This window comes from Streptomyces sp. GL_141 (assembly GCF_057834385.1).
The window spans coordinates 7088266-7106776 of record NZ_CM174402.1; the positions used below are offsets into that span (position 1 = coordinate 7088266).

Annotated in this window: 19 protein-coding genes; 5 read left to right on the forward strand and 14 right to left on the reverse strand. The window is 73.8% G+C overall.

What is annotated here, in order from left to right:
* Nucleotides 1-22 precede the first annotated feature (22 nt).
* From AC3IX6_RS31620 to AC3IX6_RS31655, 8 genes are all read right to left on the reverse strand, one after another.
* Nucleotides 23-1258 carry a sensor histidine kinase gene (locus AC3IX6_RS31620; protein ID WP_489366704.1) on the reverse strand — a complete coding sequence of 412 codons (1236 nt, stop codon included), beginning with the start codon at nt 1256-1258 and terminating at the stop codon, nt 23-25.
* A complete protein-coding gene (locus AC3IX6_RS31625; RefSeq protein WP_489366706.1) occupies nt 1255-3057 on the reverse strand; it encodes a sodium/solute symporter in 1803 nt (600 codons plus the stop codon). Before AC3IX6_RS31625 ends, AC3IX6_RS31620 begins: the two co-directional genes overlap by 4 nt.
* A gap of 318 nt (nt 3058-3375) precedes the next feature.
* Nucleotides 3376-3651 (reverse strand): hypothetical protein, encoded by a 276-nt coding sequence (locus tag AC3IX6_RS31630; RefSeq protein ID WP_489366708.1) that lies wholly within the window; start codon nt 3649-3651, stop codon nt 3376-3378.
* A gap of 295 nt (nt 3652-3946) precedes the next feature.
* Nucleotides 3947-4819, reverse strand: a complete 873-nt coding sequence (locus AC3IX6_RS31635; protein WP_489366710.1) for a LytR/AlgR family response regulator transcription factor — start codon at nt 4817-4819, stop codon at nt 3947-3949.
* Between the two features lie 218 nt (nt 4820-5037).
* On the reverse strand, nt 5038-5982 hold the full coding sequence (locus AC3IX6_RS31640) for an SCO0930 family lipoprotein (protein ID WP_489371617.1): 945 nt from the start codon (nt 5980-5982) through the stop codon (nt 5038-5040).
* A gap of 153 nt (nt 5983-6135) precedes the next feature.
* On the reverse strand, nt 6136-7344 hold the full coding sequence (locus tag AC3IX6_RS31645) for a GDSL-type esterase/lipase family protein (protein WP_489366711.1): 1209 nt from the start codon (nt 7342-7344) through the stop codon (nt 6136-6138).
* On the reverse strand, nt 7341-8204 hold the full coding sequence (locus tag AC3IX6_RS31650; RefSeq protein ID WP_489366713.1) for an SDR family NAD(P)-dependent oxidoreductase: 864 nt from the start codon (nt 8202-8204) through the stop codon (nt 7341-7343). Before AC3IX6_RS31650 ends, AC3IX6_RS31645 begins: the two co-directional genes overlap by 4 nt.
* Nucleotides 8201-9325: an LLM class flavin-dependent oxidoreductase gene (locus AC3IX6_RS31655; protein WP_489366715.1), complete on the reverse strand. Its 1125-nt coding sequence runs from the start codon at nt 9323-9325 to the stop codon at nt 8201-8203. The genes AC3IX6_RS31650 and AC3IX6_RS31655 overlap by 4 nt, the downstream gene beginning before the upstream one ends.
* 310 nt (nt 9326-9635) lie before the next feature.
* Between AC3IX6_RS31655 and AC3IX6_RS31660 the strand changes: the two genes are divergently transcribed.
* Nucleotides 9636-11114 carry an amino acid permease gene (locus AC3IX6_RS31660; RefSeq protein WP_489366717.1) on the forward strand — a complete coding sequence of 493 codons (1479 nt, stop codon included), beginning with the start codon at nt 9636-9638 and terminating at the stop codon, nt 11112-11114.
* A 10-nt stretch (nt 11115-11124) separates the two neighbouring features.
* Nucleotides 11125-11580 carry an Lrp/AsnC family transcriptional regulator gene (locus AC3IX6_RS31665; RefSeq protein WP_243334460.1) on the forward strand — a complete coding sequence of 152 codons (456 nt, stop codon included), beginning with the start codon at nt 11125-11127 and terminating at the stop codon, nt 11578-11580.
* Nucleotides 11581-11619: 39 nt separating this feature from the next.
* Here the strand turns inward: AC3IX6_RS31665 and AC3IX6_RS31670 are convergent, their stop codons facing one another.
* The 6 genes from AC3IX6_RS31670 to AC3IX6_RS31695 all read right to left on the reverse strand — a co-directional run bounded on the left by AC3IX6_RS31670 (nt 11620) and on the right by AC3IX6_RS31695 (nt 16679).
* Nucleotides 11620-11811: a DUF1059 domain-containing protein gene (locus AC3IX6_RS31670; RefSeq protein WP_489366719.1), complete on the reverse strand. Its 192-nt coding sequence runs from the start codon at nt 11809-11811 to the stop codon at nt 11620-11622.
* A gap of 86 nt (nt 11812-11897) precedes the next feature.
* Nucleotides 11898-13031, reverse strand: coding sequence for an LLM class flavin-dependent oxidoreductase (locus AC3IX6_RS31675; RefSeq protein WP_489366721.1), 1134 nt, complete (start codon nt 13029-13031; stop codon nt 11898-11900).
* 47 nt (nt 13032-13078) lie between these two features.
* A complete protein-coding gene (locus AC3IX6_RS31680; protein WP_489366723.1) occupies nt 13079-14458 on the reverse strand; it encodes an NtaA/DmoA family FMN-dependent monooxygenase in 1380 nt (459 codons plus the stop codon).
* A gap of 26 nt (nt 14459-14484) precedes the next feature.
* Entirely contained in the window at nt 14485-15693 is a 1209-nt protein-coding gene (locus tag AC3IX6_RS31685; protein WP_489366726.1) for an LLM class flavin-dependent oxidoreductase, read from the reverse strand.
* Nucleotides 15694-15762: 69 nt separating this feature from the next.
* The gene (locus AC3IX6_RS31690) at nt 15763-15873 is read right to left on the reverse strand and encodes a putative leader peptide (protein WP_489366728.1); all 111 of its coding nucleotides are present in this window, start codon (nt 15871-15873) and stop codon (nt 15763-15765) included.
* A gap of 98 nt (nt 15874-15971) precedes the next feature.
* On the reverse strand, nt 15972-16679 hold the full coding sequence (locus tag AC3IX6_RS31695; RefSeq protein WP_489366730.1) for a GNAT family N-acetyltransferase: 708 nt from the start codon (nt 16677-16679) through the stop codon (nt 15972-15974).
* 168 nt (nt 16680-16847) lie between these two features.
* Here AC3IX6_RS31695 and AC3IX6_RS31700 point away from each other — a divergent pair, with 168 nt between their 5' ends.
* The 3 genes from AC3IX6_RS31700 to AC3IX6_RS31710 all read left to right on the forward strand — a co-directional run bounded on the left by AC3IX6_RS31700 (nt 16848) and on the right by AC3IX6_RS31710 (nt 18466).
* Nucleotides 16848-16976, forward strand: a complete 129-nt coding sequence (locus AC3IX6_RS31700; RefSeq protein WP_489366732.1) for a hypothetical protein — start codon at nt 16848-16850, stop codon at nt 16974-16976.
* Nucleotides 16977-17020: 44 nt separating this feature from the next.
* Nucleotides 17021-17455, forward strand: coding sequence for a hypothetical protein (locus tag AC3IX6_RS31705; protein ID WP_489366734.1), 435 nt, complete (start codon nt 17021-17023; stop codon nt 17453-17455).
* A gap of 210 nt (nt 17456-17665) precedes the next feature.
* Entirely contained in the window at nt 17666-18466 is an 801-nt protein-coding gene (locus AC3IX6_RS31710) for a carbon-nitrogen hydrolase family protein (protein WP_489366735.1), read from the forward strand.
* Nucleotides 18467-18511: the final 45 nt, after the last annotated feature.

The following is an 18511-nucleotide window of genomic DNA, read 5'->3' on the forward strand; positions in this document are numbered from 1 at the left end:
AGGATGGCAGCTCACGGTCCGGTCAGCGCCGGGGAATTCGGCCAGGTGGGGCCGAACTGTGCACCCCCGCACGGTATTTGGGAATCCGCACCGTTATCTTCATGCCCGCGCCCACACCCGTTTCGATGACCAGCCCGTGGCCGTCCCCGTAGACCTGGCGCAGCCGCTCGTCCACATTGGGCAGTCCGATGCCCGAGGAGGAACCCGGCTGCTCCCCGGCCAGGATCCGGCGCAGCAGGGACGGATCCATCCCGACGCCGTTGTCCTCGATGGTGATCAGCGCCTCCGCGCCCGCGTCCCGGGCCGCGATGGTGATCCGGCACTCCTCGGTGGAGTCCTCCAGCCCGTGCTTGACCGCGTTCTCGACCAGCGGCTGCAGGCACAGGAAGGGCAGCGCCACCGGCAGCACCTCCGGCGCCACCTGCAAGGTCAGCTTCAGTCGCTCCCCGAACCGGGCCCCGGCCAGCGCCAGGTACTGCTCGATGGACCGCAACTCCTCGGCCAGCGTGGTGAACTCCCCGTGCCGCCGGAAGGAGTAGCGGGTGAAGTCCGCGAACTCCAGCAGCAGGTCCCGGGCCCGCTCCGGATCGGTGCGCACGAACGAGGCGATCGCCGCAAGGGAGTTGAAGATGAAGTGCGGGGATATCTGCGCGCGCAGCGCTTTGATCTCGGCCTCCATCAGCCGGGTCCGCGAACGGTCCAGCTCGGACAGCTCCAGCTGTACGGACACCCAGCGCGCGACCTCGGTGGCGGCCCGCACCAGCACCGCCGACTCCCGTGACCCGTAGGCCACCAGCGCGCCCAGCATCCCGTCCTCGCCGGTCAGCGGGGCGACCACGGCCCACTTGAGGGGGCAGTCGGGACGCTCGCACTCGGTGCGCACGCTCTGGCTGCGCCCCGAGTCCAGCATCACCGCGACCCGAGCCATCGCGCGGCGCTCGTGGTGGTCGGCGCCGGGGCCGTCCCAGGCGAGGACGCTCTCGCGGTCCGTCAGGCACAGGGCCTCGGTGCCGAGGAGGGAGCGCAGGCGGCGGGCGGCCTTGCGGGCGGCGTCCTCGGTGAGTCCGGCGCGCAGCGGGGGAGCGGCGAGCGAGGCGGTGTGCAGGGTGTGGAAGGTGGCGCGTTCGACGGGGGTGCCGAGGTCGAGGCCGAGGGCGCGCTCGCCCCGGCGGGCCTGCCGGCGGCCGCCGATCCAGCCGAGGCCGAGCAGCAGTGCCCCGCCGGCCGCGCCGAGCACCGAGAGCAGTGCTCCGGTCATGGTGTGCCGCCCTTCGCCCAGCCCGTGCCAGCTCCCGTGCCCGCTCCCGTGCCCGCGGCCCCGCCCCCGACACCGCCGGCCGCGGGGGCCAGGTCCGCCACGTCCTCCGGCAGGTGCAGCCGTGCCAGCGTCGCCGCCGTGCCCGGCGGGATCCGCCCGCGCGTACCCAGCGACACCAGCACCATCGTCAGGAAGCCGAGCGGCACCGACCACACCGCCGGCCAGGCCAGCAGCGTGTTCGCCCACCCCGCCGGAGCCAGCCCGGCCCGCGTCGCCAGCACCGCGCTCAAGGCTGCCCCGCCCCCCGTCACCAGCCCGGCCACCGCCCCGGGCGGCGTCAGCCCGCGCCACCAGATCCCCAGCACCAGCAGCGGACAGAAGGACGACGCCGACACCGCGAAGGCCAGCCCCACCGCGTCCGCCACCGGCACCTCGGTCACCGCCAAGCTCCCGGCCAGCGGCACCAGGATCGCCACCAGCACCGCGACCCGGAAGCTCCGCACCCCGCGCGAAGGCAGCACGTCCTGGTGCAGCACTCCCGCCACCGCCATCGTCAGCCCCGAGGCCGTGGACAGGAACGCCGCGAACGCGCCCCCCGCCAGCAAGGCCCCCAGCAGCTCCCCGGCGAGCCCGCCCACCACCCGGGCCGGCAGCACCAGCACCGCCGCGTCCGCCTCCCCGGTCAGGGCCAGCTCCGGGGCGTAGATCCGGCCCAGCGCCCCGTACACCGGCGGCAGCAGGTAGAAGGCGCCGACCAGGCCGAGCACCACCAGCGTGGTGCGCCGCGCCGCCCGGCCGTTCGGGCTCGTGTAGAAGCGCACCGCCACGTGCGGCAGCCCCATGGTCCCGAGGAAGGTGGCCAGGATCAGCCCGTACGTCGCGTACAGCCGCAGCTCGGGCCGGTCCCCGGACAGCGGCTCCGACCAGCTCGACACGCCGGGCGCGGCCTCCGCCCGGCTCTGCGGCACCGCGGAGTCCGGGGCGAACTCCAGCCGCGCGTGCGCCCGTACGGAATGCTGCCCGGCGCCGAGGGTCACGGACTGCCCCGCGTACGCCTGCCCGTCCACCTGGCCGGTGACCGTCACCGTCAGCGGTGCGTCCAGGGACAGCCGTACGTCCTCGGCCAGCGTGACGGCGGTGTGCTCGCGGAACACCGCCGGGGCGTCGAAGGAGGCGCGCGGGGCGCCGTCCCCCGCCCAGGCGGCCAGCAGGAAGAACGCGGGCACCAGCAGGGCGGTGAGCTTCAGCCAGTACTGGAAGGCCTGCACGAAGGTGATGGACCGCATCCCGCCGGCCGCCACCGCCGCCGTCACCACGCAGGCGACGACCACCCCGCCCACCCAGTGCGGGGCCCCGGTCAGGATCTCCAGGGTCAGGCCCGCGCCCTGGAGCTGCGGCAGCAGGTACAGCCAGCCGACGCCGAGCACGAACAGCACCGCGATCCGGCGCACCGCCTGCGATTCGAGCCGTGCCTCGGCGAAGTCGGGCAGGGTGTACGCGCCCGAGCGCCGCAGCGGGGCCGCGACCAGCACCAGCAGCACCAGGTACCCGGCGGTGTAGCCCACCGGGTACCAGAGCATCTGCGGCCCCTGGAGCAGCACCAGCCCGGCCACGCCGAGGAAGGAGGCCGCCGAGAGGTACTCGCCGCCGATGGCCGCCGCGTTGAGGCGCGGGCCGACCGTGCGCGAAGCCACGTAGAAGTCCGAGGTGGTCCGGGAGATCCGCAGGCCCAGCGCGCCGACCAGCACCGTGACCAGGACGACGACGGTGACCGCGGTCAGCGCGTACGTCTGGTTCACCGGCGGGTCCTTCGGCTGGGGCGCGGGCGCGCGGGGCGGCCCGCGGGGGGTGTCGGGTCCCGGCCGTCTGCCGGGGCTCCGGGAGTCTACGCACGCGCCCGGAGCGGGCAACAGGCCCTCTGGGGCCCGTCGCCAAACTCCCGTCTGCCCCGCGGCGTCTGGTGCGTGCTCTCGCCGCACCGGGCGAAAGCCCAGGTACGTCCAGTACGCGGACTTCCGCCCGGCACGCCGAGAGCACGCACCAGACGCCGCAGGGCCGCCCTTCGGGCGACGACGGGAGTTTGACGACAGGCCCCGGCAGATCAGGCCGGATATGGCTCAGCGGGCGGGATCGCGGTGCTCCGCGCAGTCCCGCAGGGCGATCTCCAGCTCCACGTACGATTCCTCGGCGCGCCGGAAGGCCAGCGTCAGGGCCGCCTCGGCCCGGGGCGGCAGGTGTCCGTATACGCCCTCGTGGGCCTCGTAGAGCACGTCGGCCCAGCGCGCGGCCGCACTCCGCAGCCGGGCCAGCAGCGCTTCGGCCTCGGCGGGGCCGGCCGGGCGGGTGCGGGGCAGTCCGGTCAGTGCGTCGAGCAGCGCCTGGATTTCGGACATCTGCCACCTCCCAGGGCCGAAGATCCACGATACCCGCGGGGGCCCGCGCGGGTGGCCGGTCCGGCCGGTGCTGCGGCCGACGGCCCGGGCGGATCGCCGTACGCCGCTCCGGGCGCGGTGAACGGCGCCTCAGCGCGCCGGACGGTCGGCGCGCCCCCGCCGGGTCGGCTCCGCGCACTCGGGGGCGTGGCCGGAGGGGGCGGGCCCTGCGGGGCTGTCCCCTACCCACCCTTCTCCCGTTCCCCGGGGCTGCGCCCCGGACCTGCTCGGGGCTGTGCCCCGGACCGGGGTCGGTTCAGCTCATTGCCTGGCGCATCAGCAGGTCCCTCAGCTCCCGTGTGTGCCTGCGGCTCACCTGGAGTTCGGCCGTGCCGACGCGGACCGTGGTGGTGCCGGCGTCCAGGCGCAGTTCGTCGATGCGGGCCAGTGCGACCAGGTGGCGGCGGTGAATGCGGACGAAACCGCGGGGTGCCCACCGCTCCTCCAGCGTGGACAGCGGGATCCGCACCAGGTGGCTGCCCTCGTCGGTGTGCAGCCGGGCGTAGTCGCCCTGGGCCTCCACGTACGCGATGTCCGCGATCGCCACGAAGCGGGTGACGCCGCCCAGTTCGACGGCGATCTGGTCCGGCGCGCGGTCCGCGCCGCGGGCGGCGGCGGCCGCGGCGGCCGCGGCGGCCGCCGCGACGGGGGCCCCCGGGGCCTCGGGAGCGGCGGCGCGGGCGGCCGGTACGGTGGGCACGGCCTCGGGGGCGGCCGCCGGGGGCTGCTCACCGGACCGGCCGGACTGCGCGCAGGCCCGCCGCACGGCCTCGGCCAGCCGCTCCGGCCGGACGGGCTTGAGCACGTAGTCCACGGCCTTGAGGTCGAAGGCCTGTACGGCGAACCCCTCGTGCGCGGTGACGAACACGATCAGCGGCGGCCGCGCGAACCCGGCCAGCAGCCGGGCGATGTCCAGCCCGGTCAGCCCCGCCATGTGGATGTCGAGGAAGACCACGTCGATGACGTCGGCCCCGTCCGGGCCGCTCTCCAGCGCCCGGGTGATCCGGCGCAGGGCCTCGGTGGCGTCCGAGGCGCCCTCGGCGCTGAGCACCCGGGGGTCCGAGCGCAGCAGGTAGAGGAGCTCTTCGAGCAGGGGCTTCTCGTCGTCGACGGCCAGTACGCGCAGCATGATGCGGAGTCTAGGTTCCGCCAGGCCGGGGCGAAACGGTGCGCGGCCCCCGCCCCGGGGGGAGGGGAGGCGGGGGCCGCGCGGTCGGTTGGTCCGGGGAGCCGGGCCCGGGGGACCGGCTCAGGGGACCGGCCTCAGGGGACCGGCCTGAAGAGGCCGGTCTCAGCGAGCCGGTCTCAGGAGGACGGTCTACTGGAGGCCGGGCCCAGGGGGACGGTCTACTGGACGGTGATGAGCTTGCCGTCGGGGGCGACCGCGTACCAGGTGCCGCCGACGCCCTGCCCGTTGATGTCGCCGGCCTTCTTGTCACCGGTGAAGGTGTAGACGGGCCAGCAGTTCACCGTCTGCTGCTTCTTGCCGTCGGGGCGGTCGAGCACGAGGTAGTTCTTCTCGATGATCCCCTTGGCGTTCGCCTGGTCCACCGGCGGCACGACCGGCCACTTGGCCACGCAGTCGCCCTCGCACTTGGAGACCATGGGCCAGGCGGTGTCGGGCTTGAACCGGTAGACCGTCATCCCGTTGCCGTCGACGATGTGGTCGCCGAGCTTCGGGTCCTTGGCCACGGTCAGCGCACCGGAGGTCTGGCCGCCGCCGCTGGGCGTGGGGGCAGCCTTCGCCGCCTTCTTGCCGTCGGGGGCCGCCGCGAACCAGGTGCCGCCGACGCCCTGTCCGTTGGTGTCGCCCGCCTTGGTGTCCTTGCTGAACCGGTACACGGGCCAGCCCGCCACCGTCAGCTGCTTGCTGCCGTCGGTACGGACCACCTCGCCCAGCAACGCCGGGTCCATGCCCGCCGCGGCGGTGGCATCGCCGGCCGCGACCACCGGCCAGGTCTTCGCGCAGTCCCCGTCGCAGTTGGACTTGGACGGCTTCGCGGTGTCCTTGTCGAAGCGGTAGAGGGTGAAGCCCGCGCTGTCGGCGAGGACGGAGCCGAGCTTCTCGTCCTGGGCGATGGCCAGTTGACCGCCGGGCTTGGCGGCGCCCGCCGTATCGGCGCCCGAGCCCGAGCCGTAGCCGTCGCCCGAGGAGGGGGCCTGGGAGGGAGCGGCGACCGCTCCGGCCGGCTTGGCGGTGTCGCCCGCCGAGTCGCTCCCGCCGCACGCGGTCGCGGTGAGTGCGACGACGACCGCCACGGCCGCCAGGGTGGTTCCGCGCTTGATGCCCATCTTGATCTCTCCCACGTGTGTGTCCCTGCCTGCGCCGCCGCGTCCGTCCATCCGTCCGAGTGGAGCGGAGTGGAGTGGAGCGGCGGCAACTGTGTGCAGGACACGCCCGGTCGGAGCCGATCTGTTCAATTCCTCCGATGTGGGCTGTTTCACTCACCCCGGGCCGAACCCGGCCCGCTTCATGGCCGTGGCCACAGCGAGGCCGAGCGTGCGGTGTCCGGCGTCGTTGGGGTGCAGCCCGTCCGCCAAGTGCTCGGGGCCCAGCAGCTCCCGCCCCGGCAGCAGCACGAGCCGCTCGTCCCCGGCGGCGATCCGCTCCCGGGTGGCGCGCTCCATCGCGTCGCGCAGGGCGCCCAGGGTGGCGCCCAGCTTGTTCGGGGTGCGCTCCGCGTCGGGGCGCAGCACGGGGGAGAGGAGGAGCAGCGGTGTCCGGGGGTGGCCCTGGCGGACCAGTTCGAGGAACGCGCGTGTGGTCTCGTACAGCAGGGGGGCCGAAAAGGGCACGCGGGACCAGCAGTTGGTGCCGAAGGCGAGGGTGAGGGCGTCGGCGGGGAGTCCGGCGATCTGCTCGGCGCAGGCCAGCTCCCCGCGCGCGGCGCCCGCGTAGCCGAGGTTGACGGTGTCCCAGCCGAGCGCGCGCCCGGCCACCGAGGGCCAGCCGTGCGCGGGCCGGGTCGACCACCAGCCCTCGGTGATGGAGTCGCCGTGCACCACCCAGCGGGTGGCGGGCGGTGCGGGGGCGAGCGGGCCGCCGATCCCGCGCAGGCCGAGGATCAGCGGGGACTGGGTCTCGGGCGGATGGATGGTGAACGGGCCGGAGCTGCCCGGCAGTTCCAGGCGTACGACGGCCTCGGCGGCCGGCTCGGTGTACAGCTCGCCGACCACCCCGTGCCGGTCCCACAGGGCGAATCCGTGCGCGAGGTCGCGCAGCGCGTCGGTGGGGCCGGGCACGGTAGCCCGGTAGTGGATCTCCACCGCCCGGGCGCCGGGCGCGGTGAACTCCAGGCGCACGCCGATGGGCAGGGTGGCCCGCTCGCCGGTGTCCCAGGGCAGCCGCATGGTGTCGGCCGGGTCGGCCCGCACGGGGCGGCCCCCGTCCAGCCAGGCCACACCGCGCAGGAAGGGCGCCGGGTCCAGCCACGGCCCGGCCTCCGCGCCGCCGGGCGCGGGCGCGGGCACGGAGGCGGCCGCGCCGACGCCTGCACCCATGCCGGCGCCGGCGCCTGCACCCGCACCCGCACCCGCACCGAAGCCCGCGCCCGCCCCTGCACCCGCGTCTGTGCCCGCCTCTATGTCTACGCCCGCCTCTATGTCCACGCCTGCCTCCGAGTCCGCGTCCGGCCCGGCTTCCCGTGTGCTCATCGTGCGCCTCCGACCGTCGGGTACGGGAACTTCACGCCGACGCCGCCGTCCACGACCAGCGTCTGGCCCGTCATGTACGAGGACTGCGGCGAAGCCAGGAAGTACAGCGCGGCCGCGATGTCCCGGGTCTCCGCGACCCGGCCCAGCGGGGAGTTCTCCGCGTTGAGCCGGCGCCCCTCGGGACCCAGCAGGGCGGCCACCCGCGGGGTCCACACCACCCCCGGTGCCACCGCGTTGACCCGTACCCCGCGCGGGCCCAGCTCTACCGCCGCCGAGCGCACCAAGGACATCAGGCCGGCCTTCGCGGCCCCGTACGCGGCGTGCAGCGGGGCGGCGGTGAGCCCGGAGACGGAGGCGACGAAGACCAGCGGTCCGCCGCCTGCCGCGGCGACGGCCTCGCCGCCGTACTGGACGGCCAGCCAGGCGTGCCGCAGCACCAGATCGAAGTGCCAGTCCCAGCCCTCGTCGTCCAGCTCGGGCAGCGCGGCGTACCGGGCCATGCCGACGATGTCGACGACCCCGCCGACCGGGCGGCCGCCGAGCAGTTCCGGCGCCGCGGCGAAGAGCTCCCGTACGGCCTCGCGCCGCGTGACGTCGGCGGCGTACGGGACGCCCCCGGTCTCGGCGGCGACCGCCCGGGCCCGCTCCTCGTCCACGTCCACGCACAGCACGCGGGCGCCGCCCGCGGCCAGCGCGTGCGCGGTCTGGCGGCCGATGCCGTTGCCCGCGCCGAGCAGGACGAGGGCCCGGCCGTCGAGCCGGTGCAGGGCGGCGTAGTCGGGCACGGGGGAGGTGTCGGGGGACGCCTCGGGGGACGCCTCGGGGGTGGCGTCGGGGACCGTGGAGGGGTCGCTGCTCACGCGGAGGCCCTGCGGGGTGTGTAGCGGGCCAGTTCCGGGATGACTTCCTTGCCCAGGATCTCCAAGGTCCGCAGGATCTCCCGGTGTTCGAGGTACCCCCACTGGACGTAGCAGATGAGCTGGTCGACGCCGAGGTCCGCGTACCGCTTGGCCTTGGCGACGATGGTCTCCGCGTCCCCGATGAGGATCATGTCCCCGTCGCTGAACTCCCGTACGGGTACGTTCCCTTCGAGGATCGGCCTGAGCAGCGGGAAGGTCCGCTCCCGCTCCTCGGGGCTCAGGTGGGGCAGTTCCCACTCCAGGGTGAACTGCGCCAGGTTGGAGTACCACCAGGCGACCGAGTCCCAGACCCGGGCGCCCGGGGCGGTCCGCGCCGGGGTGGCGTGGACCAGGGTGTAGGCGGCGACCCGGTCCGTGGTGACGTCGGTGAGCGGGCGCGGGGTGGCGGCCGCGGCCCGGTAGGCGGCGACCTGGGCGGCCATCGCCTCCAGCGGCTGCATGATCGAGAAGGAGAGCAGCCCGAGGCCGTGCCCGCCCGCGACCTCCGCGGAGCCGGGGGAGGTGGCCGCCATCCAGGCCGGCGGGTGCGGATCCTGCACCGGCTTGGGGGTGACCATGCGGCGCGGGAAGCTGAAACGCTCCGATGCGTACGCGAAGTACTCCTCGCGCCACATTCCGGTCACGATCTCGACGGCCTCGCGCCAGTCGTCGCGGGACTTCTCCCGGTCCACCCCGAAGGCCGTCTGCTCCATGGGTGTGGACCGGCCGGTGCCCCATTCCACCCGGCCGCCGGAGAGCACGTCGACGGTGGCGACCTTCTCCGCGATGCGCTGCGGCGGGGTGAAGGCGAAGGGGGTCAGGGTCACGCCGAAGCCCAGCCGGATCCGCTCGGTGAGCCCGGCCAGGTGTCCGAGGAGCACCTCGGGGGCCGGGCAGTGCGAGCGGCCCTCGCGGAAGTGGTGCTCGACCGCCCAGACGGTACGGAAGCCCATCCGGTCGGCGAGCCGGATCTGCTCGACCGCCTCCCGGTAAGCGCGCTGCTCAGCGGCCCGCTGGCCGTGCGGGTGGGCTCCCCGCCAGGGCCGCGGCACGTCGATCTCGTAGAGCACGTCCAGGTCCATGGCGGCACGCTGCGGCAGATCTGACGAAGTGTCAAGAATGCGGGTCAGGATCGCCCGCGCACTGATCGATCATCCCCGCGCAACAAAGGACCATCCAGGACAGATCCGCGCAACGATCAGTCGCCAATGTGCAAGGATGGTGCATTACGGGCGGTATCACTCAGCTCGTAGGCTCACTCGCTGTACGTGGAGTGGCGTGGACCGCCTGCTCGGCGGTCCCCCATGCCCAGGCCCTTCTCGGCCTGCTCCTGCTCCGGACCGCTGCGGTCGACGCCTGAAACCCCACCCGCAGTGACAAAGGAGTCCCCTCGTGCTCGACCACGGCCAGGCGCCACCGCTCGCCCCCGCCCCCGAGGCGCCGCGCAAGCCCGCCCACCCGCTCCTGCGCCGCAAGCCGGTGGAGCAGCTGGTCGCCGAGGGCGGCCAGGGTGAGGGCGGCTCCCTGCGCCGCTCGCTCACCATGTGGCAGCTGACCATGATCAGCATTGGTGCGACGCTCGGCACCGGCATCTTCGTCGTCCTCGGCACCGCGGCCCCCAAGGCCGGCCCCGCCGTCACGATCTCCTTCATCATCGCGGGCCTGACCGCCCTGTTCTCGGCGCTCTCCTACGCGGAGCTGGCCGGATCGGTGCCGGTCTCCGGATCCTCGTACTCGTACGCGTACGCCACCATGGGCGAGCTGGTCGCCTGGATCTGCGGCTGGTGCCTGATCCTGGAGTACGGGGTCTCCGTCGCGGCGGTCGCCGTCGGCTGGGGCGAATACCTCAACGAACTCCTCGACGGCACCATAGGGATCACCATCCCCGAGCGGTTCGCCGCACCCCTGGGCGACGGCGGTTACATCAACCTGCCGGCGCTCGTCGTCGTCCTGCTCGCCATGGTCTTCCTGATGCGCGGAGCCAAGGAGAGCGCCCGGATCAACTCGATCATGGTCGCCGTGAAGATCGTCACGCTGCTGCTCTTCATCTGCATCGGCTTCATGGGCTTCAAGTCCGGCAACTACGCGAACTTCAACCCGCTCGGCAACATGGGCGTCGTCGCCGGGGCCGCGACCCTGTTCTTCTCCTACATCGGCTTCGACGCCGCCTCCACCGCCGGTGAGGAAGCCAAGAACCCCAAGCGCGACCTGCCCCGCGCGATCATGCTCTCGCTGCTGATCGTCACCGTCCTCTACGTCCTCGTCGCCTTCGTCGCCATGGGCGCCATGCCGTGGACCCAGTTCGAGGGCACCGAGGCCGCGCTCGCCCAGATCATGACCGACGTCACCGGGCACAGCATCTGGGGCGTCGTCCTCGCCGCGGGCGCCGTCGTGGCCATCGCCTCGGTCGTCTTCGCCGTGCTCTACGGCCAGACCCGCATCCTCTTCGCCATGTCCCGCGACGGTCTCGTCCCCAAGGTCTTCGCCCGGGTCAACCCCCGCACCGGCGCCCCCCGCGCCAACGTGGTGATCGTCTCCCTCTTCTGCGGACTCCTCGCCGCCACCGTCCCGCTCGGCAAGCTGGCCGACGCCACCAGCATCGGCACCCTCTTCGCCTTCGGCCTGGTCAACATCGCCGTCATCATCCTGCGCTTCACCCGCCCGGACATGCCGCGCACCTTCAAGGTGGCGCTGTTCCCGCTGACCCCGATCCTCGGGTTCATCGCCTGCGGCGGCATGATGACCCAGCTCGACGTCGCCACCTGGAAGGTCTTCGGTGGCTGGATGGCAGCCGGGCTCGTGATCTACTTCCTGTACGGCATCCGCCGCTCCCGTCTGGCCGCAGCAGACCCGGCCGCAGCAGAGAAGTGATCCACGCGCAGTGCGACTGAACGATCTCGACGAACGCATCGTGCACGCCCTGGCCAAGGACGCCCGCCGCTCCTTCGCGGACATCGGCTCCGAGGTCGGACTCTCGGCCCCCGCCGTGAAGCGGCGCGTCGACCGGCTGCGCGCCGAAGGAGCCATCACCGGCTTCACCGTCCGCGTGGACCCCGCCTCGATGGGCTGGGAGACCGAGGGCTTCATCGAGATGTACTGCCGCCACAACACCTCGCCGGACGACATCCGGCGGGGGCTGGAGCGCTACCCCGAGGTGGTGTCCGCGTCGACCGTCACCGGCGACGCGGACGCCCTCGTCCAGATCTTCGCCTCCGACATGCGGCACTTCGAGCGGGTCCTGGAGCGGATCGCGGGCGAGCCCTTCGTGGAGCGCACCAAGTCCGTGCTCGTCCTCTCCCCGCTCCTGCGCCGCTTCACCTCGGGCGCACCGGCGTAACACCCCTGGGGCCACGCCGGCGCGCCGTACCTACGGGCCTCAGGCGTGCTGCGGGACCTCGTCCTTCATCAGGCCGCGCAGCTGCTCGCGGAACTCCGGGGTGTCCGTGTGGCTGTGCACGTCGACGGCGTGCTGCACGGAGGCGCGCAGGAGCTCCTCCTCCTCACCCGCAATGGTGAGGGAGCAGTTCATCTCGCTCGGGTACTCCCTGCAGTCCAGAACCTTGCGCATGATGTACCTCCCGGGGACAGGCGGACTCACCTCCCACGATGCTCTCCCCGGGCCCGCGGCGAAAGTCGGGGCGTCCCCCCACCGCGTCACCCCCGCCGGGCCCACTCCGCGGCCAGCAGGCGGTACGAGCGCACGCGGTCGGCGTGCGCGTGCGTGATCGTGGTGATCAGCAGCTCGTCCGCGCCGGTCGCGTCCCGCAGCCGCTCCAGCTGATCGGCGACGGTGGCCGGCGAACCGGCGAACTGCGTCTCCACCCGGTCCGCGACCAGCTCGTGGTCCGCGGCCTCCCAGCCCCGGGTCAGCGCACGGGCCTCCTCCGGTGCGGGGAAGGGGATCGCGCCCTCACCGGACCGGATGCCGTGCACCCAGGGCGCGTACCCGGTGGCCAGCTCCCGGGCCTCGGCGTCGTCCGGGGCCACCACGACATCGGCGGACACGGTCAGGTGCGGCCGGTCCAGCCCGCCCGGCCCGGCCGAGGGCTTGAAGGCCGCCCGGTAGGCCTCGGCGGCCTCCAGCACGCTCGCCGGGCTGACGTGGTAGTTCGCCGCGAACCGCAGCCCGTTCGCACCGGCCGTCTCCGCGCTCACCCCCGCGCTGCTCCCCAGCACCCACACCTGCACCTCGGCGCCCTCCCCGGGCACGGCATGCGCCTCCACCCCGTCCGCCGAGCGGTACTCCCCGCGCAACAGGGCCAGTACGTCGCCCACTTGCTCGGAGTACTCCTGCGCCGTGGCCCCCGGCAGCTGCAGCAGCCGCTGGTGGAGCGCGATCCGCGGATGGTCGCGCAGGTGGGCGAAGGAGAAGGGCTTCGGTATGCGCAGGCCGTTCTCCGTGGTGTACGCCACCGGCGGCTCGGCCCCGGCACGGCGCGCCGGCGGGCCGCCCGCCGAGCGGCCCAGCCCCAGGTCGATCCGCCCCGGGTGTACCGCGTCCAGCAGGCCGAACTCCTCGACCGTCGACAAGGCCGTGCGGTGCCCGAGCTGGACCGCCCCCGAGCCGATCCGGATCGTGGAGGTGGCCGAGGCGGTCAGCGCCAGCACCACGGCGGGCGAGGTCCCCGCGACCCCCGGATTCAGGTGGTGCTCGGCGAACCAGTAGCGGGCGTAGCCGAACCTCTCGGCCTGCCGGGCCAGGTCGACGCTGGCGCGCAGGGCCTCGGCCGCCGTGGAGCCGGACGGGATCGGGACGAGGTCGAGGACCCCGAGCGGGATACCGGGCATGGTGTGCCCCCTTCTGTGGGACGGGCTTCGGACGGGGTCCTGCGCGGTCAGCCGCGCGCGGGGGCGAGTACGGGGGCGCCGGCGCGGGGCGCGGCCAGCCCGAGGTGGTCGCGCAGCGTCGGGCCGTCGTACTCCCGGCGGAACACCCCGCGCTCCTGGAGCAGCGGGACGACGGTGTCCGCGAAGGCGTCGAGCCCGCCCGGGGTCAGGTGCGGGACCAGGATGAACCCGTCGGCCGCGTCCGCCTGGACCAGGGTGTCGATGGCCTGGGCGACGGTGAGCGGCGAGCCCACGAAGGACTGCCGGGCGGTGGTCTCGATCACCAGCTCCCGGATCGACAGGCCCCGGGCGGCCGCCCGCTCCCGCCACTCCCGTGCGACGGCCACCGGGTCGCCGTGCATGCGCACGCTCGCCCGTCCTTGCGCGATGGTGTTCTCCCCGGGCTCGGGATCCACGTCCGGCAGCGGCCCGTCCGGGTCGTAGCCCGACAGGTCCCGGTTCCACACGTGCTCCAGGTGCTTGATCGCGGTCGCCCCGCTGACCTGAAGGCGCCGCACCTCGTGCGCCAGCTCCCGCGCCTCGGCGTCCGTGTCGCCGAGCACGAAGGTCGCCGCCGGGAGGATCTTCAGCTCGTCGGGGGTGCGCCCGTACCGGGGCAGGCGCCCCTTGACGTCCGCGTAGAACGCCCGGCCCTCCTCCAGCGTGCCGTACCGGCCGAAGACGGCGTCCGCGGAGGCCGCGGCGAACTCCCGCCCCTCGTCCGAATCGCCCGCCTGGAAGATCACCGGCCGGCCCTGGGGGCTGCGCGGCACGTTGAAGTGCCCGGAGATGTCGAACTGCTCGCCCCGGTGGGCGAAGGCGCCGGGGCCCGCGTCGCGCAGGAACTCCCCGGAGACCGGGTCGGTGAGGATCTCGCCGCCGTCCCACGCGTCGAAGAGCTCGTGGGCGGTGTCCAGGAACTCCCGTGCCCGCTCGTAGCGTTGCTCGCGCGGCAGGAACCCGCCGCGCCGGAAGTTCTCCCCGGTGAAGGCGTCCCAGGAGGTGACCACGTTCCAGGCGGCGCGGCCGCCCGACAGGTGGTCGAGGGAGGCGAACTGCCGGGCCACCTCGTACGGTTCGTTGAAGGTGGAGTTGATCGTGCCGGTCAGCCCGAGGTGTTCGGTGACGGCGGCGAGCGCCGCCAGCACGGTGAAGGTGTCCGGGCGGCCCACCACGTCCAGATCGTAGATCTCGCCGCCCTGTTCGCGCAGGCGCAGGCCCTCGGCGAGGAAGAGGAAGTCGAACTTCGCGCGCTCGGCGGTCCGCGCGAAGTGGACGAAGGAATCGAAGTCGATCTGGCTCCCGGCGGCGGGGTCGCTCCACACGGTGGTGCTGTTGACCCCGGGGAAGTGCGCCGCGAGATGGATCTGCTTGAGCGGCTTGCTCATGGGTGCTGTCGGTCCTTCCTGGGGGATCAGGCGGCGGGGGAAGCGGTGGCGGCGGGCGCCGGCGGGCCGGCGGCGTACCGGTTCGCCGGGCGCGCCAGCCCCAGCAGGCCGCGGAGCGAGGAGGCCTCGTAGGAGCGCCGGAACGCCCCGCGCCGCTGGAGTTCCGGGACCAGTCCGCGGGTGATCGCGGGCAGGTCGTGGGCGAGCACCCCCGGCCGCAGCCGGAAGCCGGTCAGCCCGGCCTCGCGCCACTCCAGCAGCAGGTCGGCCAGGTCCGCCGGAGTGCCCGCGAAGACACGGGCATCGCCCGTGTACGCGGCTCCGTGCGCGGCGTCCAGCCGCTGGAGGCGCCGCTCCGCCGTCGCCGGCTGCTCGTCGAGGAAGACCGTCAGCTCGCCGAACAGGTGCGGGGTGGCGGGGAGCGCGGCGACGGCGGCCCGGACCTCGCCGGCATCCCGCGCCGTCACGTAGCCGATGTCGGCCGACCGGGCGAGGAAGGGGTACACGGCGGCGTCCGAGGCCAGTGCGCTCACCGGGGGCAGGCCCTGGGGCGGCCGCGGGGTGATCGAGGGTCCCTTCACGCTGAACCGGGGGCCCTCGAAGTCGATGTAGTGCAGCTTGGCGCGGTCGATGAACCGTCCGGTGGCCACGTCGCGGATCTCGGCGTCGTCCTCCCAGCTGTCCCACAGCCGCCGCACCACCTCGACGTGATCGGCGGCCTCCCCGTACAGCTCGGCCGGGTCCAGGGGCCCCGTGCGGCGCCCGAAGTGGCGTACCTCGTCGGGCCGTTCGGAGATCTGGATGCGCAGCCCGGCGCGCCCGCGGCTCACGTAGTCCAGGGTGGCGAGCGCCTTGGAGACGTGGAAGGGCTCGGTGTGGGTGGCCACCACGCTCGGCACCAGCCCGATGTGCCGGCTCAGCGGCGCCACCCGGGCGGCGACCAGCACCGCATCGAGCCGGCCCCGCACCAGGTCGGTGCGGCCGTCGGGCCCGGCCGGATCGGTGGACTGCAGGCTCAGCGAGTCCTCGAAGGTGACGAAGTCCAGCAGTCCGGCCTCGGCCTCGGCGACGAGCGCGGCCCAGTAGCCGGCGGTGAACAGCCGGTCGGCGTCCGCACCCGGTTCGCGCCAGGCGGCGGGATGCCAGCCCGCCCCGTCGAGGGCCACGGCGAGGTGCAGCGCGGGGGAGGGGGAAGGGAAGGGGGAAGGGGAGGGGGAAGAAGGGTGCACGGGCATGACGGAACTGCCTCCTGATCGGGCGGCGCGGCGAAGGACGGAGCGATGCGCGGAAACGCGGAACGCTGATCAGGAACGACAGAGGGAACCGGCGACGCGCAGCAGGTCGATGTGCGCGCGGGAGTGCAGGTGCACGGCACGGCGCGGGGTGAGGGCGGCACCGGCGGTTCGTACGGTCATGCCGGCACCCCCTTCGCTCGTCGGTCGTGATCCCCGGTCGTGCTTCCGACGCTAGATCAGAGGGGACCGGGTCACAACGAACGGAATGTCAATCCGTGTTAATGCTTCGTGTCGGGCGTGCGAAGCCCGATGAAGACCGGCTCGCGGCGCAGGGCGAACCCCATCGAGAGGTACAGCCCCACGGCCGCGGTGTTCTCCGCCGCGGCGTGCAGGAACGGGGAGTCCCCGCGTTCCTCCACGGCGGCCACGACCGCGCGGATCAGCCGCCCGGCGAGCCCCTCGCCACGGTGACCGGGATGCGTGCACACGGCGCTGATCTCCGACCAGCCCGGCGGCCGCATCCGCTCGCCCGCCATCGCGACGAGCCGGCCGCCGCGGCGGATCCCGAGGTACGTGCCCAGCTCGACGGTGCGCTCCCCGAACGGGCCGGGCCGGGCCAGCTCGACCAGCTCCAGCATCTCGGGCACGTCGGCCGGCCCCAGCAGGACCGCCTCCGGCTCCTCCTTGCCCCGTACCGCCCGGCCGTCCAGCTGTACGCCCGGTATCGACATCAGGGTCTCCCAGCCCGCGGGCGGGGTCGGCAGCCCGGTCACCCAGACCTCCTGACCCGGGCCGGCGAGCTCGGCCAGATCCGCCCAGGCCCGCGGATCCTCCGGGTCGCGGAGCGCGGCGAAGGGCGACACCCCGGCCGCGTACCGGGCGGCGAGCCCGGCCGGACCGGTCTCGGCGAAGTCCCGGTGCGGGCCGTCGAGCGCGGCCCAGACGGGGTTGTCGAGGACCGCACCGGGCCGGGACTCACGGGACATGGGCGGGAGCTTCCTTCCATCGGGCGCGGGCACTCGGGCGGGCGCTCGGCCGGGCACGCGTACGGGCACGCGTACGGGCACTCTTGCGGGCGGTCTTGACGGCCCCTGGCGGTGCCATGAGACTGCGAACGCCAGCCTAATGGGGGCAGCGCACAGGAGGGGGGCCCGGTGGACCAGCTCACCACACCCTCCACCCCACCCTCCTGCGCCACCACCCCGCTGCGCCGCTCCTGGCTCACCCGCCGGCTGCACATAGACCTCCTCCGCGTCTGCAGCGCCACGGCCCCGGCCTCCTGAGGCCCCGCCGAACACGCGCGTACGCACACCGACCGAGGAGACCCATGTCCCAGACCCATGTCCACACCCCTGTCCACACCCATGTCCAGACCCCTGCCCGGACCCCCCTCCAGGCGCCTGCCCGGGCCGCCGCCCTCCGCGGCCGCATCGGGACCGGGTTCTCGCCCGAGCCGCACCGCTACCGGCTCTACGTCGCCGCCGACGACTGTCCGAGCTGCCTCGGCGTCATCGCCGCCTTCGCCGACCTGGGCCTGCGGGACACCGTGGCGCTGACCGTCCTGCGGCCCGGATCGGACCCGGCGGGACACGAAGCGCTCCGCCGCGCCTACGAGGCCGCCGGGCACGACCACGACGGCACGCTCACCGTCCCCGCCCTCTGCGACGGCTGGAGCGGCCGGGTGGTCTCGAACCACGCTCCCGACATCCTGGAAGACCTGCGCAGGCTGAGCGTCCACCCGGCCTTCCGCCCGGCCCCGTAGAAGATCTGCAGAAGATCCGTAGAAGACCCGTAGAACAGCCGAAAAGGCCTTCCGGACCGTTCGCGGAGCCTTCGCGCAACGAATCGCCGCTTCCTCCCGTCAATGCGCAACGAATCGATGCGCGGAGCGCAACGGTCACGGCTTGTCCCGGTCGAACGCGCGAACGTACCGTCTAAGGACCCCCACCCCTCCTGCCACAGAGGTACGCCCATGCCCCCGCTGCGCACCGCCCTCCTCCAGAGTTCCGGACGGCTCGGCGACACCGCCGACAACCTGAAGGCGCTCGAAGAGGCCGCGGCACGCGCCGCACAGGCGGGGGCCGGGCTCCTCGTGACCTCGGAGATGTTCCTGACCGGCTACGCGCTGGAGCTCGAGGACATCGCCCGGCTCGCCGAACCGGCCGACGGCATGTCCGCCCGCGCCATCGGCGAGATCGCCCGCCGGCACGGGCTGGCCGTGCTCTACGGCTACCCCGAGCGGGACGGCGACGCCGTCTACAACGCGGCGCAGCTCGTCGGCCCCGACGGGGAACGGCTCGCGAACTACCGCAAGACCCATCTCTTCGGCTGCTTCGAGCAGGCGGCCTTCACCCCCGGTGACACCCCGGTGGTCCAGGCGGACCTCGGGGGCCTGCGCGTCGGCGTCATGATCTGCTACGACGTGGAGTTCCCCGAGAACGTCCGGGCGCACGCGCTCGCCGGCACCGACCTCCTCCTGGTGCCGACCGCGCAGATGCACCCCTTCCAGTTCGTCGCCGAACAGCTGGTCCCCGTACGGGCCTTCGAGAACCAGATGTACATCGCGTACGTCAACCGCACCGGTCCGGAAGGCGAGTTCGAGTTCGTCGGCCTCAGCTGCCTGGCCAGTCCCGACGGGGTCACCCGGACCCGGGCCGGCCGCGGCGAGGAGCTGGTGTTCGGCGAGGCCGACCCCGAGCTGCTGCGCGTCTCGCGCGAGACCAACCCGTACCTGCGCGACCGCCGCCCCGGTCTGTACGCCTCGCTCGTCTGACCGCGCCCCCCGCGAACGGCCGTCGCCTCTCCCCCCCCGCTTGCC